This window comes from Marinomonas polaris DSM 16579 (assembly GCF_900129155.1).
GTDB classification, from domain to species: domain Bacteria; phylum Pseudomonadota; class Gammaproteobacteria; order Pseudomonadales; family Marinomonadaceae; genus Marinomonas; species Marinomonas polaris.
The window spans coordinates 17,967-34,379 of record NZ_FQVF01000020.1 but is presented as its reverse complement, the minus strand read 5'-3'; the positions used below and the strand labels follow the sequence as shown (position 1 = coordinate 34,379).

The 16,413-nt window shown below is 43.4% G+C and carries 11 protein-coding genes; 2 read left to right on the top strand and 9 right to left on the bottom strand.

Features of this window, described 5'->3' with window-relative positions:
* Positions 1–161 precede the first annotated feature (161 nt).
* Positions 162–392: a porin family protein gene (locus BUA59_RS18635; RefSeq protein ID WP_072841185.1), complete on the top strand. Its 231-nt coding sequence runs from the start codon at positions 162–164 to the stop codon at positions 390–392.
* Between the two features lie 137 nt (positions 393–529).
* Positions 530–685, top strand: a complete 156-nt coding sequence (locus BUA59_RS23920) for a hypothetical protein (protein ID WP_175550797.1) — start codon at positions 530–532, stop codon at positions 683–685.
* Between the two features lies 1 nt (position 686).
* Here BUA59_RS23920 and BUA59_RS18625 read toward each other — a convergent pair whose 3' ends face one another.
* The 9 genes from BUA59_RS18625 to BUA59_RS18585 form a co-directional block, all read right to left on the bottom strand.
* Entirely contained in the window at positions 687–8,294 is a 7,608-nt protein-coding gene (locus tag BUA59_RS18625; protein ID WP_072841183.1) for an LPD1 domain-containing protein, read from the bottom strand.
* Between the two features lie 62 nt (positions 8,295–8,356).
* Complete coding sequence (locus tag BUA59_RS18620; protein WP_072841182.1) at positions 8,357–9,439, bottom strand: hypothetical protein; 1,083 nt, start codon at positions 9,437–9,439, stop codon at positions 8,357–8,359.
* A 1-nt stretch (position 9,440) separates the two neighbouring features.
* The gene (locus tag BUA59_RS18615; RefSeq protein ID WP_072841181.1) at positions 9,441–10,133 is read right to left on the bottom strand and encodes a hypothetical protein; all 693 of its coding nucleotides are present in this window, start codon (positions 10,131–10,133) and stop codon (positions 9,441–9,443) included.
* Positions 10,130–10,627, bottom strand: a complete 498-nt coding sequence (locus BUA59_RS18610; RefSeq protein WP_072841180.1) for a hypothetical protein — start codon at positions 10,625–10,627, stop codon at positions 10,130–10,132. Before BUA59_RS18610 ends, BUA59_RS18615 begins: the two co-directional genes overlap by 4 nt.
* A 139-nt stretch (positions 10,628–10,766) precedes the next feature.
* Positions 10,767–11,660 (bottom strand): hypothetical protein, encoded by an 894-nt coding sequence (locus tag BUA59_RS18605; protein WP_072841179.1) that lies wholly within the window; start codon positions 11,658–11,660, stop codon positions 10,767–10,769.
* Between the two features lie 3 nt (positions 11,661–11,663).
* Entirely contained in the window at positions 11,664–12,011 is a 348-nt protein-coding gene (locus BUA59_RS18600; RefSeq protein ID WP_072841178.1) for a hypothetical protein, read from the bottom strand.
* Positions 12,004–12,348: a hypothetical protein gene (locus BUA59_RS18595; protein ID WP_072841177.1), complete on the bottom strand. Its 345-nt coding sequence runs from the start codon at positions 12,346–12,348 to the stop codon at positions 12,004–12,006. Before BUA59_RS18595 ends, BUA59_RS18600 begins: the two co-directional genes overlap by 8 nt.
* Complete coding sequence (locus BUA59_RS18590; RefSeq protein ID WP_072841176.1) at positions 12,348–14,672, bottom strand: phage tail tip fiber protein; 2,325 nt, start codon at positions 14,670–14,672, stop codon at positions 12,348–12,350. Before BUA59_RS18590 ends, BUA59_RS18595 begins: the two co-directional genes overlap by 1 nt.
* Complete coding sequence (locus BUA59_RS18585; RefSeq protein ID WP_072841175.1) at positions 14,665–16,260, bottom strand: hypothetical protein; 1,596 nt, start codon at positions 16,258–16,260, stop codon at positions 14,665–14,667. Before BUA59_RS18585 ends, BUA59_RS18590 begins: the two co-directional genes overlap by 8 nt.
* Positions 16,261–16,413 lie beyond the last annotated feature (153 nt).

Sequence of the window (16,413 nt, the reverse complement as noted above, 5' to 3'; positions counted from 1 at the left end):
GCTCTTCAGGCTATTAACTTTGCATAGACACGCTTCGGCTATAGTTTAGTAGATTATGACTTATAGAAAAGTTGAAGCAAATCGCAGTAATCATCATACTGCTTAAAACAATATAAGACGAAAAAGAAGTACTTTAAAATTTAACCATTAAGGATAATGACATGAAAAAACTATTACTAGCTCTCACTGTACTTGCTTTCCAAGCCCCAGCTCATGCAGATACTTACGTTAGCGGATATTGTAAACAAGACGGTACATGTGTTCAGGGGTATTGGAGAAGCGATTCCAATGGAACCACATCCGACAATTATTCTACAAAGGGCAACACCAACCCCTATACAGGAAAAAAAGGAACCAAGAAGGACTCAAGCAGTAGCTACAACTGGAATTAAGTTCTTGAAGGGAAAGTTGCCACATGAGAACAGTCCCTTCACTCTCTATACATAAACAGCTAGGCTTTAGCTAAATACTCGGAGGTGATATGCAGGAAAAGCAAAAAAATAAACGATCAACCTGGCATGAGCGCCGCATGCGGATAGAGAATGAAATAACCGATAACTGGCACGGATGGTTCTTCATTGCTTGGTTAATATTCTGTTTTAGTGGGATCTTTTGGGGAAGGGACTTAGAAGATGACATCCATGTCGATACAAGTGTTCCTATTTATTACTTGGGTGATGACTAGCTTATAGCCCTTTCGCTCTACTTATGATTTCGTTTCCAGACTCTTTGCCGTACAAAACCTCGGCTCTTTTTGATATAGAAGCAGCCATTTTAAGATAACTATCATTTTTTGGCATACGCCCAAGAATGAGAGACATAACGTCTTGTCGACTGACCCCGCTTAACTTCAATATTTGCCCTATCTCTGGGTTTGTCATACCTGCTTTTTTTGCAGACTTAACTAATCGCATCATCCTATCATATGAATCTTTTCGAGCCTTGAGCATCGTATCTCTTGCATTTTCCAAATCAGAATTAGATACCTTATTAGGGTTTCTCAACACATCCTTTAGAATTTTCGCGGCATCAGCTTTGCTCTGTTTAAAGTCAAAACTTTGATAGTAAAGCGCTGTTTTTGGATCTAATGTCGACATTCTAAAGCCAACAAGAGCGGCCATTTCATCTTGTACAGTGTATTTTTTACCACTGGCAGAAACGTCCCCCTCCATAGCCTTATATATTCGTTCCATATTGCTCATAAAGCCCGGTTGTAAACCTTTCCTTAAGTGGTCAGCGATATCCATAGCCTGATCTCCCACTGATCCTTGTTCATTAAACACCTTCCCGCCACTGCCTTTCTTGTTTGTGTAAACCTCCATCAAATTGCTAAAGGTAATGTCTTCACCAAAGAAAGGGGTCAGCATTTCAGAAGCGGATTGAGCAACCATATCTTGAATAGGCTGATCTCTTAACATGGCATTAATTGGGCGTTTGAAATAGTTGTAGGGATCAAGAAATGACATATCCAAATATTGAATATTTCCGTTTTCGTCGCGGCCAGTAAACAAAATATTTGAGTTTTTCTGCCAAGGTGCAGCCATATCTCTAACGGCTTCTTCCTCGTCATCATCAAGCCCCATTAGTGCCTTACTAATCCCCTGAGCTGCAAACCCAAGACTACTAACCAGCGCAAGCCCAGCTAGCTTTCGTCTAGCGTAAGCAGGCGATTCTTTAAAGTCTTGCTTTAGGTAGTTAATCATATGATAGCTAGTTCGAATGATTTCAGCGGGAAACGAAACAAAGGTACCAGCAAGAGGGAAGCGTCTTAGAGATTGCGTAAATCGCCCAGTCATAGAGTAAGTTGGGTATGTATTTCGAATACGTTCAGCGGCAGCAACTTCGGCATCAGATTCGCTCATTTTCTTGTATTTCATGAGCATGGCTTTCTCGTTTTCCCAGCCCATGATTTTCCACATATCATCACCGTACTGGTAAAATTTTTGAGCAAAGTCATTAAGTTTAGTAAACGATGAAAAGACCTTCTTGTTAGTCATAAAATCCCGCAGGCGAGAGTCTTCTAAGAGGTCCATCATTTCACCCGCATAAGGCGTATCATAAATAACCCCAAGGCTTTTTAATTTTTTAAGATAGGCCAATTTACTTTTGTCATTGTCGCCACCAAAGTACTGTTTTCTAACTTCGATAGACTTACGCATTTGGCTAACGTCAAAATGCCCGTTTGCTACAGAGAAGAAAAAAGCAGACCAAATGTTTCTCATTGCCGTGGTGGGTGATAGAACAGTTTTTCCGTACTTTACTATGCCGTTTAATCGAATGATTCCACTTAACCATGTAGGCATATCGCCCTGTTTACCAAGAGCCTCTCTAAAAGCCTGTTCGATTTCAGGGTAAGTGTAGAAGCCATTTAATGGCGCCATAACTTCTGAACCATCCGCGGCAATTTTCACAACACTTTTGTCGAGGGGTTTGTTTTCTTCCGTAAACAAGAAACCTTCTTTTTCACCTAAATCACGAACATGCTGAAGAAACTTATGGTTTGCAACGAGATGACTTGTCTTTGTAACTGTCTTGGCAAAGTTAACCTCAACATCTTGGTATTCGCCTAATAAAGCTCTAATTTCAGGGGCTATCTCCTTTCTTTTCTTCAAAGTGCTTAAATCCTTTGCACCTAATTTACTCTCTTTTATGAAGCTCCCCATATCCTCATAAGCAGTTCCTTCTTCTAAAATAGTTCGAATGGTTCGAGCTACTGCAGTTTGAATCTCGCTTTTAGGGAGCCCCTGTCCTTCATAACGTGATTCAAGGTAGTTTTTAGCATCATCTAAGATATTCTGAGGGACTTTTTTAGGCCATTTCGGATCATCAAAGGCTTTATATGATCTATTGGTGTATGTGTCCAAATTGCCCAATATCGTTTCCAATAGTTGAGCTTTTTCGTTTGCAGCTGAGTCTCTGCCTTCGTTTCTTAATTGCTCCATATCACTCTTTAGAATGGCAGCATATTCTTGCGATAAGCCTTTGATGCTAAATCTCATCTTCATCAATTCCAGTCTGACGGAGAAAGGTATGGTCTTATCTGGATCGGTCGAACTCATTTGATTATTAAGCTTTTGCTTAAGCGCATCGGACAAGTCGGAGTAGTCTTTACCATAAGCCTTTTTAATTGATGACCTAAAAGAAGATAAATAGGCGCTAATCTCTAACTCGCTGGCATTCATATCTGAATCGCGAGCAATTTTTTTATTGAATACAGAATCTGGAAGTAAGCCGCCGGCTTTAAATTGACGCTTCATTTCATCTTTGGCTTTCTGGAAGACAGTTTTATCTTTTTGCCCTAATGTTCTATATAGCGTGTCGTATGGTGTTTCTTCGGTTGGTTCTGTTTTGTTTTTGACCTTAACCGAGAGATTAACCTCCTTCTCGACTGCATCGCTTTTCGATTCGGCTGGATCTAGGTCAACTTTCACCATGTAGCGGTTTTCGACGTTATCCCTCGCGGTTGCCAGCATGTTGAGCACGTCATTGTCTGACCATTTGATATTGGGGAAGTAATTGCGCAACCATGCTTTTACGTTGGCGACCAACTTACCTAACAGAGAAGGCTTTTCGTTCTTCTCAGCCATTTGAGCAACTTTCTCTTTGCCCAATAATATACGCCCTTCTTTGGTTTTGAAGTCAGCACCATACGCTTTGATCAAATCCTGCAGCTGCTTCGGACCATAGCTGTAAGCAATGCGCTCCATGATGGAATCGCCTTCTTTGCCCAGCATATCAAGCACAGCTTTATGGCCCACAACTTCGTGGAGAAAGATAGAAACCGCTTCTTTTTCGTCCTTGATGCCATCAGCAATAAGATAGTTTTTAGCACCGGCATTCACACCGCGAACGGTTGCATTATCGCCTTTCGACTTAGATAACTGCTTTTTAACAAGAAGGCGCACGGCAAAGGGTAAATCATTAACAGACTGAACAACTTGAAAGGTGTTTTCTTCGTGAAGTTGCTTGATAAGCGGCTCTACTGCTTTGCGTATATCGTCGGCTTTTGATCCTGAACCGTTGGAATTTCCTACCGAGAAAAGAGCAACACCTCTATCTGTCTCTTTGGTTTTTAATACCTGAAACATTTGATCAAAGGCTTTCGTGATGTCTTTCATTTCTGATGACGTGGGGTAAGGGTAAGAATCGTTAGATTTCAATTTCCCCCAACTCTCTTCTGATCGAATGTTTGCCAGGTAATCGTTAGACTGGGATTTGTCTTCCAGCTTTGATTTCACATAAGCCTCAAACGTTCTAGCTGACATCTCAACTTTTGTAGACCAATATTTTTTAGAGCGAGTTTTATCAAGCAAAGAAGATCGTGATTCTAAATCTGTGCCCTTAATAGCTGACATTACATTTCGAAAGGCTTCAATGACTTCAGGCCGAATACCTTCAGCATCATCGCCTACCTTCTTGTGACGGGTACCATCCGTTTCAAAATCAGACTGCGCCTCACCTTGATTAGCAAAGTAGTTATCCATAGCATGCCACCACTCATGCGCTAGTGATCCCGAACCACTATTTTTTGTCAGGTTGATAACAACATTACCTACTTCATAATGCGCTGAAGCTGTATTTTTCCCACCTTTTCCACGAGCACCAAATGCAATACCCAAAGCTCCGTTTAATGACAAGGCTTTACTTGGAATGCCTAGCAATTCAGATAAGTCGTGCAGACCATCAAAGGCATTATTTATGTCACTTTGTCGCTTAGCTTGCTCAACATAGTTTCCAAACTCAACACCACGAAATCCAAACTCTTCCATAAATTCATTTGCTGAAATATCTTTATCACGTCGTGCTGGACCTACTCGATTAGCGTTTATTGATTCACGCATAGAAGGGGTGCTTTTAATTTCAGACAATAGTGACTCAAGCGATTCTCTTTGCTCTGCTATCGCAATTCTTGCGTCGCTTAAGCTATCGAAATTCTTGACTCTTAAAACGCCTGTAGATCCTTTCCAACCTACAAAAACCTGCTTGGTGTATCTGTCTTTATAAACTTCTAGTTTTTGATTTACCTTAACCTTTCCTTTAGTTTCATTTAATCGTTTCAGTATCTCTTTTTTAGCCTCTTCTACAGACTCGAGCGGCAATGATGTCTCTTTCCTAGCTGCATTTTTATACACTCTATAAAAGACTTTTGGCGGATCATAGTTCACTCCATTTAGACTCGAAAAGTGATGAGTACTAATACGATATGCGGCAGCTTCTTTAATCTTCTCCGTGGGCACATTCTTGATAACATCAATCATATGCTTAATATGAGGAATGGTACTCGATGAATCAATTTTTGATATTTGAGACTCTAACTCTGATGGATTTTCTAGAATGAAACCAACCGCTTCTTTGGCTTTTTTCACCTGTGTAGCCCACTTATTAAGCTTGTGTGGGGCTTTAGGCTTAGAAGGAATTGTGTCACGTAAAAGAGCTACAAATGCTAACGCTGTTTTGTCGCTACCGCCATCGAGGGCTTTTTGGTAATCTACCTGAGGGAAAGACTTACTTAATGGCTCAGCACTTACATCAAGATCATTGTTAATTTGTTCAAGGTAATCCCCCCATGTATCTTTTCTAGCACCACCGATTTTTTCGCCTACATCTTCTATCTTCTCACCTAGCACTACCGCTCCATTTTTCTTAGGTGCCTCTGATTTAGGTTGGATTTTTGTATCTTCTATTTGGCTTTCACGTACCCCAAAGCCACCATCCACAGGTACAATTTCGGCATTAGGCGTGTCTCTGAATGTACGAGATAAACGAGCGCTGGACTCGGTTTTAAAAGGCTTATTGGATAAAGATAATTTGACAGTGACAGGTGGCAACTCGGTAGGCTCAGCCTCGATAGCCTTAACTGCTTTATCGCCCATCAATTCACTAATCGGCTTTGTCGTATTGCCTGACTTGATCCACTCTTTAAAGTCACTAACAGGCATTTCAGTGATAGCACCAACACCTTTCCAGCCATCCTCATAATTAGCCAGATAACCATTTTCTGCTTGTGCTTTATCATCAAAACCAAGCATGACTTTATGCTCGTCAAATTCGCCTGTTTTTGGGTCTACCTGATCGACAATATAGGCTTTGTCACTTTCCGGTTTATCGCCAATAAATACATCAAGGTCATCGCCATCCGCCCCTTTAATGCCTTTTATGTCACCGTAGTGATGAGCCATTTTAGACTCCCATTTTTTACCATCACTATCTTGGCCAGAGCGAACAGAGTCTTTAGGATTTTCAATGGCGATATCTAAGCCATGAAGAGATACCCGACCTTTTTTATAGTTATCAGCCTCGATCTGCTTTTCAGTTGGCTGGGTATTTGTGTCCTGTGCCGCCTTATCTAATGCTTGCTTGATTGGCTCGCTGCCCTCAGTTGGCAGTTCTGCAGATGATGGCTGTTCTTGCTCGGCGACAATGCCTTCTAATGGCGGCTGAGTAACAGGACTACTTTCAACTACTGGCAACTCAGTTACATTTTTAGACTCTGATACTGATACTTCATTTTGTGGAGCTGATTTCTCTAACGGTGCTTCAGGGACTGCTTGTTGGTTAAGCTGTGGCGCTGCTTCTTCTGTTACTGATTGCTCTTGTTCTTCAAGCAATCGCTGTTTACGTTTGATTTCTTGATAGATTGGATTGTCGTTTTTACGGCTTGGCTGTGGTGCGGTGTATGGGTCGGTTAAACCATCGGAACGAGCGGGGCGAGCATTGCTTTCTGGCTTTTCGCCATAAATAATCCCTGCGTCTTCAAGTGCTTGTATATCACCCGTTTGCTCTGGCGCTTCGAGTGGCAAAGGATCGCGTAACACTTCACCATCGTAGACATTGCCATCTTGCTGTTGATTTGCGCTTTGCGGAAAGACTTGGCCAAGATAGTCACCTTCTCGGCCTGTGTTACGAGGCTCGCCAAATTGGCCTTCAAAAGCAGCTCGGTTTTTTTCTCGTGCTTGAGTTTGGTCTTGGCTTGGCGCTGGTCGTTCACCATAAATGATATTTTGATTAGGTAGAGCAAGCGGCTCTGGTTGTGCTTGGCTTTCAACTGGACCAGAAAAATCCATAGGCTGCTCGCCCGTCAATTCAGCCCGCCTTTGTAGTAACTCATTTCGTTTAGCTTCAAGCTCGGCAAATTCAGATTCTGTTAAGTTGTCGCCATTTTCAACCATCAGACCTTCAATCTCGGCAAGCTGCTGCTCTACTGCTTGATAGCCTTGATCTTGATCGGAAAGATTAAGTGGATCATCTGTATTGTCTTTCGTCTTAGACGAACGATTTAAAACAGAACCAGCGCCACCAAAACCACCACCAACAGGGCCACCAACAACGGCACCTGTTAGCGCATCACCAACGACTTTATCCATTGTGTTGGTTGGTACCGCAGGATTAACCGCGATATTGGAAATGGCCGTTTGACCACCGCTTTCAACAAGCTCTTGTGAGCCTTCGGTAATTGCACCGGTTGCGGCCGCTTTACCGATACCGCCAGCCTCACCACGGAATAACTTACCCATTACTGGACCCAGTGCGCCTTGCGTGATTGCCCCCATGATGGCGCCATCTTTTGCCGCTTCGGTTGCCAACTCGCGAGCCACGTTTTCACGCGCTTGTTTTAATGCAGACACATGATCAAGCTCTTTGAGTTTTCTCAGGTTCCAGTATTCTTTTTGGAATATTTCAGCGTCTTTTAGTGTATGAAAGTCAGCGTTAGCCACAGTTTCATAAGCTTGGTTGCCTGTAGAGCCGCCAATACTTAAAGCACCTACACCGCCAAAGCCAACTACATCAGACGCTTTGTCGATGGCCTTTTCTACTTTAACGCCTTTACCTGCTGCGCCAGCGACTTTACCCGCTACTGAGACTCCTTTTGCAGCAATACCACCAGGTATCATGGTTGGGGCAAAACTACCTACACCGCTAAGCACGTTAAGGCCAAAACCTTTTAAACTACTGTCTTCTTTAAAACCGTAACCCGTCGGGCTGCTTTCATCTGCCTGAATACCAAACCCTTGAAACGCATCACGGCCATCTGGTGACATTTGATTGATTTGGTTGTCTGCTTGGCCTCGTAAAAAATCCGCTCCTTTTCTAATGGTGTCAGATCCAGTTAAATAGCCAACTCCATCGGTAAGGTCTGCCGCTCCGCTCAACACCCCATGTTGAACAGCATCGACCGCATCACCTAAAAAGCCCTGCTCGTTTTCAGGTGACGAACCAAGGCTCTCCATTTTTCCACTAATTCTTTTTTTGATTGCGGCTAGGCGCGCGATTTCTTCTCTTGTGTAATCGGCCACGTTTTGTTTTCTCCAAACGAAAAAAAACCGCCTCGATGGGCGGCTTTGAAAATTGCGGTTTTTTAGAAGATTAAAGGAATATCTACGTCGTAATCGTCTTGCCTTGGCTTGTTGCTAGCATTTGGCGGGGCGTTATTTTGACTTGGCGTATAAGATTGACCATAAAGTTGTTGGAACTGCTCGGGTGTCATTTCTCCCGCTTTTACCATAGTTTGTGCAAGAGCAATCTCTTCATCACTGTCGGTCTGTGTAATAGTCGCGTCTTTTCGCTCTTCCACATACTCTTTGTAAGGCTGGCCCGTTTGTGGGTCTGTTTTAACTACATAGGCGCGCTCACCATTTGCATCGCCCATGTCATTATAGGTTTTTTCCGTCATGACTTTAGGTTGTGAACCTTTATTTTGTTGGTTTTTATGAACCCTTGATATTACGCCCTTAACTTCATTTGCTGTGATATTGATCACAGCTTTACCATTCACGTCATAACCAACAATGCCGCCATCTTTTGTTTTTTGCATTGTTGCTACATTTTCATGCTTATTGTCACGTGATGAGTTCACGAGTAATGCAGCACCCATTGTTTCACCGCTATCAATAAGCTGAATCATTCGGTAGCGCTTCATATCGAGCGCGTTTGAAAGTTGAACTTGTGCTTCAGCTTCATCTTTTTGGTTAACGATATCTCCAATGTGCTTATCCCATGCAATTGACTCTTTTGATAGCTTCCGCCCAGCTTCGGTATTTCGATATTCACTGTATTGATTTTGCAATTCCTTGGACTTTAATTCAGCAGCTTTGGTTTGTGCTCGTAACTGTTTGGCTTCTGGCGTTAAGTCTTCAGAGCGTAATTCGTTCTGCTGCTTGATACCAAGACCTTGCTGCTGTGAGTTATCAAGAGTCTGTTTTGCTAGGTCCAAACCAAGCCCAGACTCTTGGCGTCGTCTATCAATGGCATCAGGTGTCATTTTTTCTTCAGCCATAGCGGCATTAACACCGCCAATACGCATCCCGATACCATGAGACTCTTGTGCGCGCTGATCTGCCGCTTGGCTTCGTTCTTCTTGCTTTTGACGTAGCCCCCAATTTCTATTACGTTCTTGGCCCTTCAAAAAGCCGTCTGCGATAAACCCAAGACCAAAACTCATATCAAAACCCTCCTATTCCAAGCAAACCTTTACCAAACTGACTTTGATTGAAGTTACCTTTATCGTCATACGCTCCCATGGCGACACCCGCGATACCCATACCCATTTGCACGCTGCCGGATGCCTGCTGTCCGTACATCTGGGCATTTAAACCATATGCGCTCGCTTGGTTGGCATAGTTGCTTGATGCGCTACTCATCAAACCTGCTGCCGAAGATGAAAGCCCTTTACCAAGACCAACCGCCGCAACTTTTTGGTTATAGTCTATTTCCTCCGCTTGAGATCTTGCGGTATTTTGAGAGTTGGCTTTGGCAACTGCTTTAGAAATAGCTGACTTTCTTGTATTTTCAGCGTAAGCACCAGAGTTCGGATTTACCCCCATTCTCTGTAGGTTTCGATTGCGAGACGCTTCAGCACTATCGAAGGCTGATTGAGTAGTCAGCCCTGCTGTAGTAACCATTTCTTGCTGTTCGGCATCGGAAAGCCCAGCATTAGCAACGATTTCCTCTTCTAGTGGGCGGTACGTCGTTTTGTAGTATTCGTATTGCTCCTTAGCCATATCTAGCTCTTGCTGAGCAATTTCATTTTGGTACGCAAGAGCCTGCCCTTGCTGATCCATTGATTTATTAGCGTTTTTATTGGAGTTGTATGCTGAGTAGCCGCTAATGGCTACAGCGGTAATGGCTGCTGTCATAGCTGATCCCCTTTATTTTCAGTAGCTAACTGCTTGTCTGATATGGGCAATCCCTCAAACTCTGCCATGGTTCGAACTGTCAGAATATCAACAATGTTGTCAGGATTTGAGGCGTCAGTTTTGTGGACTGAAATCCATCGTGTATCTTCGTATGCGTAACCGGCTCGTTTTCTTCCTGCCTTGCCATCCATAATATTGACACCCTTAAAGCGCTTTACTCCGTCTGGTGTTGCCACCGCTATGTCGCCACCTAACATAATGTCAACGTAGTCAAACTTATGGACGGCTCCAGTTAGAATTGTTCCCTTTGGAATAGTTATCTCTCTTACATACATCCCATTAATAAACCGATGCTCAACAGGCATTTCGACTTGCTCAAGTGTTAACAACTCCGCTTCCAGCTCTTCGATCTTTTCATTTACCCTTCCAGCTAAAATGCTTTTTATAAACTCATCTGAGGGAGTGATTTGTGTGTTTTCTTGGGGTGTATTCATGGTATATACCTTTTTTTAGGCACAAAAAAACCGCCACTGGGGCGGTTTAATTTTGAGGGAATGGGTTTGCTTGCATTTATCGCAGCATGGGAAAACTATAGCTTATTCGTTATCAATTGTCAGTCTTGATGGTTATTTATTAAACGATGGCTTTGCATGTTATCGTTCGTGAGCTGAAAGCCAATTTGTCAGATGGTGGATTAAATACAAAGTTAGCCGGCAAAGAGAAAGACAGCCCGTTGAAATGGTTATAATTTCCGTAGTCATAAACCCCGTACGCATACTGATTATTATTAAGCATCACAGTCGTTTTGCTTAGATTGCCATCAATGCTTTGCTGAACCATGCCGATTGTTTTAGTGCAATTCACCCAGCTATTAGACTCTGTTCTCCACCCAATTCTTTCGGTTCTGTACATCGTAGTGCACGATTGATATGGAACCCAAGTCGTTGAGCAACTGTAGCGCCCATTAACATATCGACATGTAGACACAGGACGAGTAAGTGTCTGGCAAAACTGGTAAGGAACCTGACCATAAACGGGGTATTGATACTCTTCGTAATGGGGGTAATACCTTAATGATGGGCTTTCAGGGTTGCTTAAAACATACATATCTTTGCTTGTATTAATCCCTCCAGCAGTCAAATCACCTGTATTTTTCACATCAAAGTAAACATGATCTGAATGAAATTTCTGCTCACCAAACTCACTGTATAAAATAACGCCACAACCTTGCTCTGGCATTGGGTAAAAAGGAACAAGTAATGCAAGTTCCGCTTTGCCTGCTGCGCTTGCATATAGCCTTAATCCTGAGCGTTTACCATTGTTATAAACATACCCCAAGAATGACACGCCAAAGCCTAGATGGCGAATACAGGTTGTTAGGTTTTCATGCTCAAACTCAGACAATGATACTTCTTGAAATCCAGCTGATAGCTGCACTGTCTTCTTACCCAACAGCACAATATTTTGGTATTCATCATCAAGCTTAACTTGAGTGCCATTAATCGTTACTTCAAAGCCGTATGTCATAAATTACCCTGGGACAAATCCATAAATAATAATGGCGGATCGGCTGCGCTTCGGAATACTCCATTCTTCAAAACCATTCAGTTTTGGGTCTGGGTTCACACCTGGCTGATACGTTAATAAATTAGTACTCGCATCAAATGTGACTTGGTGCGGGTAATGGCGCATATACGAATCCCCATCCAGCTGAATAACAGTGATAGCGACCGCAAGATTATCTGGAACGGATATTGTCATGCTACCTGAACTGTCCGCTTCAACAGTTAAATCTAAGACTTTCTTAGTGATTCGGGTACTTAGATTAAAACCTTCAACGCCAGCTTGCGTGTAGGTAACGAAGCCATATTCAGCCATCAACAACGCTCACTAAGTCGCTTGCAATCGTATACCTATCGTTATGCTGAGTCCTAGCCCCTATATCGCTTTTGATGCGTAAACCATGAACCCCCAAAGGTAATGTATCGACAAACGCCCTTTCAAATAACAGCTCTATTTTCCCTTTCTCATGCTGCGAAACAGCGACACTTTCTTGCTCAATCGTGCTTTGAATCACGCCGCTCTCGTCCATAATGTCGATAGCAAATGAGAAAATAGAGCCAGTAAAATCAAGCCTGTTTCCTGATTGATCATTGAAGGTAAGAGGGAATTTTTTTCCCTCACCTCTGATTAAAGTTAAAATAACTTCCGCCATTATAGTTTCCCCATCTTTACGCGAAGAGTTCCGTTTTTGTCATAAACCTTTAGGCCGTTACCATCTTGCAGAACTCTACCGTCGTCTGTGCTTGAGTTCAGTTCAAAAGAACCATCATCATCTAATCGAATGCCAGTTTGTTGCGAAATATAGTTTGAAGACCTCACCTTTCGGACTGTGAGCGTGTCCGTATCAATTCGAAGTGAGTTGATTTTTCCAGCTGTGATTTTGTCAGCGGAAATATTCTCTATCATCGCGTTTGTCACCACGAGATTGATAAGGCTGGCCGCATCCATGACCACCATGCGCTTAGTGGTACCGTCCGGCTGCAATACATCGGCAACAGACAAATCTAGTTTCTCGGCCCCGGGCTTTGAAATGCTAAATTGATCAACATCGAAGTGTGCGCCTGTAATTTCGCCATCCGCACTTATACCAAAACCAGAAACGCGCTTTACACCGTCATTATCAATTTGAAACTTAACCGCCCAGTTTGCGCGAAGGCCATCAATGCTTTCTGCTTGTTGTTCAAGTGTCGCGGTTTGTTCGTTTATTGTTGTCGAGATCTGAGTAATGGCGGTGGCTCGTGCCGTTGATTCTGTACTTATAGCCTCCGATAGTTGGGTAATAGATGCTTTTGTTGCGCTCAATCCCGTTTTGTACTCAGATTCCATCCGCTCATATCGCGTCATCTGGGAGCGATCGGCTTTTGATGACTGCTCAATATTTTTAATGTACTGAGTTTGTGATTCAAAATCTGATTGTTTTAGGGTCGTGATAGCTTGAGACAGCCGATTAACACTTACACCATCAAGCCCTGCCGCTACCTCATTAAGTTCTGTCTGAGTAGCACGAGCATTAATGTCACTTTGTTGATTCTGAAACCTAGCTTCAATATTGCCAAATTGTGAAACCGCACTGTTATAAATATCGTTTTTAGCTTGAGTTAACTGGCTCACACTGGCTTTACTTGAAAGACCAGTGCTAGGGTTAGTTAATGACGTTGCGAGCGAATTTAGACGCTCAGCCGTTGCAGTTTGATCTGATGTGTACGATTGCTGCCAATCCGTAAAACTTGATTGAGACAGGTATGTGCTGCCTAACGATTGATATTGGCTTTCTAGCGTGTCTGTTCGAGTAGCCAAGGCATTTAGCGGTGTGACAACATTATCAGTCACATAAGTCGTTGTTGCCCAGTTTGCGGTATCTGCCGCGCTTATCTTAGTGATTACTTGAGCTATAACATCGTCATTCGTTGTAATGACGTTAATCGCTTCCTCTACAGCCGCATCCCTAGCGATGCCCAAATCGTTTTCAAACTTAGCCGTTAGCGAAACAATAGACGATGCTCGTGCTTCACTTTCACTCGCTATCGCTTCATCGAGTCGAATGATTTGAGCATTAGAAGTGCTTTTTAGGGTCTGATACGATGCAGATAGTTCTTGGTATTGCTGGATGCGGGACACTTCTTCATTCGAGATACGAGCGAGTGCCTTTAGTTCTCTTGCATCATTGCCAACCAAGCTTTCAATAGATTGGAGTGCTTGAAATGATTTAATTCGCTCCTGTGATTCAAGAAGAATGCTATTAGCCGTCTGTTCGGCTTCTTGCTGTATACTGGCAATCCGCTCTTGTTTTTCCTTCGTGTCTGCGAGAATTCGTGCTTCTACTTCTTGAGCCAACCCACCTTCCAATTCAGATATAAGCTCAATTTCGTCGCGCAAGTCCTTTACAAGCTGGCTCGATGTGATTTTGTCATTCAGCGTTTCAAGGACAACCGATGGATCAAGATTGGTTGTTGCGCTGACGCCATCCACAGCGTTGTAATCGGACTTTTTACCAGCGTGGGTAACAAAGCGAACCCAATAGTAATACGTGCGTCCTGAGTCCACAGGGTCGGCATAATAGCGATAAGCAGGGCGAGCACCCAAATCTATGGCAGTAGACAAATTATCTTCTGTGTTGCGCCACACTTCTGTATAAGCATGGTAAGGATAATTTGGTGCATCCCACGTAAGATAGACTGTTGCAGTTGTTGGATTGGCTTGTAGGTTTTCAGGATTTGGCGGTGCCGCTGTCACCAATTGATTGCCAGCCGGTGCCACGACGGTCGCGTATTGGCCCTTGCCACGCTTCGATAAAAGAAACTCGGCCACACCTGCATCGGTTAAATCTCGAATCTTTACCGCTCTGTCCAACGGGTCGCCACGGTCGCCCTGATCGATTTGCATTTGCTCACGAATAGCATTTAGCAGCGTATTAATACCTGCTAGCTGTCCCGAAAATCTAGCCGGTTCAATCTGTGGGCGTTTTGCTTTAGCCATTTACAGACTCCATATCATTGCCAAGCATTACTTGTTTTACCGAGTTGGTCCCGCGAAGTTCAACTTCCACAAAGCGAGCTCGTCGTCCTGCCGGAAATCGAAACGGCTGATCATCGGTATAGGTCATCACGGTTTCTTCACCGTCGTAAATAATCGATATGTCAGCGGGGTAAGAGTCAGCAACAACACGACAAACGCTATAAGGCATTAAGCTGGGCAATTGGAATTGTGCCGAGCGCCATGTGTAGCTAATAGGCTCGCCATGCTGAAAGGAAAGAATATCCCCATCTTTGAGCAGATAAAGCGTGTCCGTCGCTAAATCGTTAAAGCCTGAATCAACGTAAAAATCTAACTCAGTTAACGCGCCCGTCTTTGCTGACGGGTCTAAAATATAGCCGCCCTGTTTTTCCCCGTTGTCATAGAAGAATATGTATTTCTCATCATGGTAATAAGCATGAATGCTTTCAGGCTTTAGCGCCTGCCACTGATCACGAGAAAATAGGTCGTCACCGATTAGCTGAACGCCCGAAGTACTCCCCTTTGCCAAGCCATCAGGAGACGCATAAATTGCGGCATTACCAACATCAACCAAACTACGCTTACTGACACAAGACTGGTTGCTGTCCATTTGTTGCAGCAAAATAGAGCCCGGTGTCGTACCCAACGCCAGATACGGCTTGCCAGTCGTAGTAACCAGTAAGCCAGAGCCAATAGCTGCAATGCCTACGATTGGGTTTTCAGTGGTTAGTCGGTAGATTGTCGGCCAAGCGTAAGGTAAGAAAGGTTCGGAAAAACACAGCTGATTATCATTGAAGCCAGCAAGCACTCCATTAGGCATAACAGTCAGCCCTACTAAGTCATCAGGCGGTAAATCGTAATCGTATGTTACCAACGCCTCCCCAAGCGTTAATGCTTCCGCTGTATCAATATGAACGCTTGTCGCTAGATCCAACTCGGTAAGAAAATGAATCTCACTAGATGCAGCGGTACCGCGATAAATTCGTTTGCGAGTAATGTTGTAATTGCCATCGTAAGAGGTAGGCAAATTCGATAACGTACAACCCTGCTCGGTTCCTAGCTCAATGTTAACCGGCAACGATGGCGCGCCCTCGTAACCTTCTTCTGTGACAAAGGTCACCACATAAACACGATCTTCTAATTCAAAGTCTGTTTCTGGCGCATCGCCTGTAATATCACTTGCCAAAATCTGGCCGTCTGGCGCTGGTACTCCCAAAGAAAAAGAAGCGCTAGGGTATGGTGCGCTTGCCGTAGCAATGCTTGACGTTGTGCGCTTTGGCTTCACACCATCCGTCCAGTACATTTCACTACGGGCTGAACCGAATATCTGAGACGGCACCATATCAACGTGAGCGCTGAACTCAAACCAGTAAGCGGTATCACCTGGCTGATAGCGCGCAATAGACTGGACATTATTAAGTTGTGTTGATGCAACAAACGCATTGCCTTTCATTGCTTCAAGTTGTCCACTCTCAAGCCGTACGTTCTTAGCAACCTGCGCAAGGGTATTCAATTTATGAGGAGCAACAACGGGCGCTATGCCCGCAAAATCTGTGATTCTTAGGGTCATAGAGAACTCGATAGAGAAGTTTATTTATATGATTCACTACTAAATTGTTGTCTTTATTAATAAAATTTTACGCTACTATTGAAACGACACCATTTAAAAATAATAATGATCATTCTCAAAAGTATAACAACACATAGCCTGATAAGGATTTCT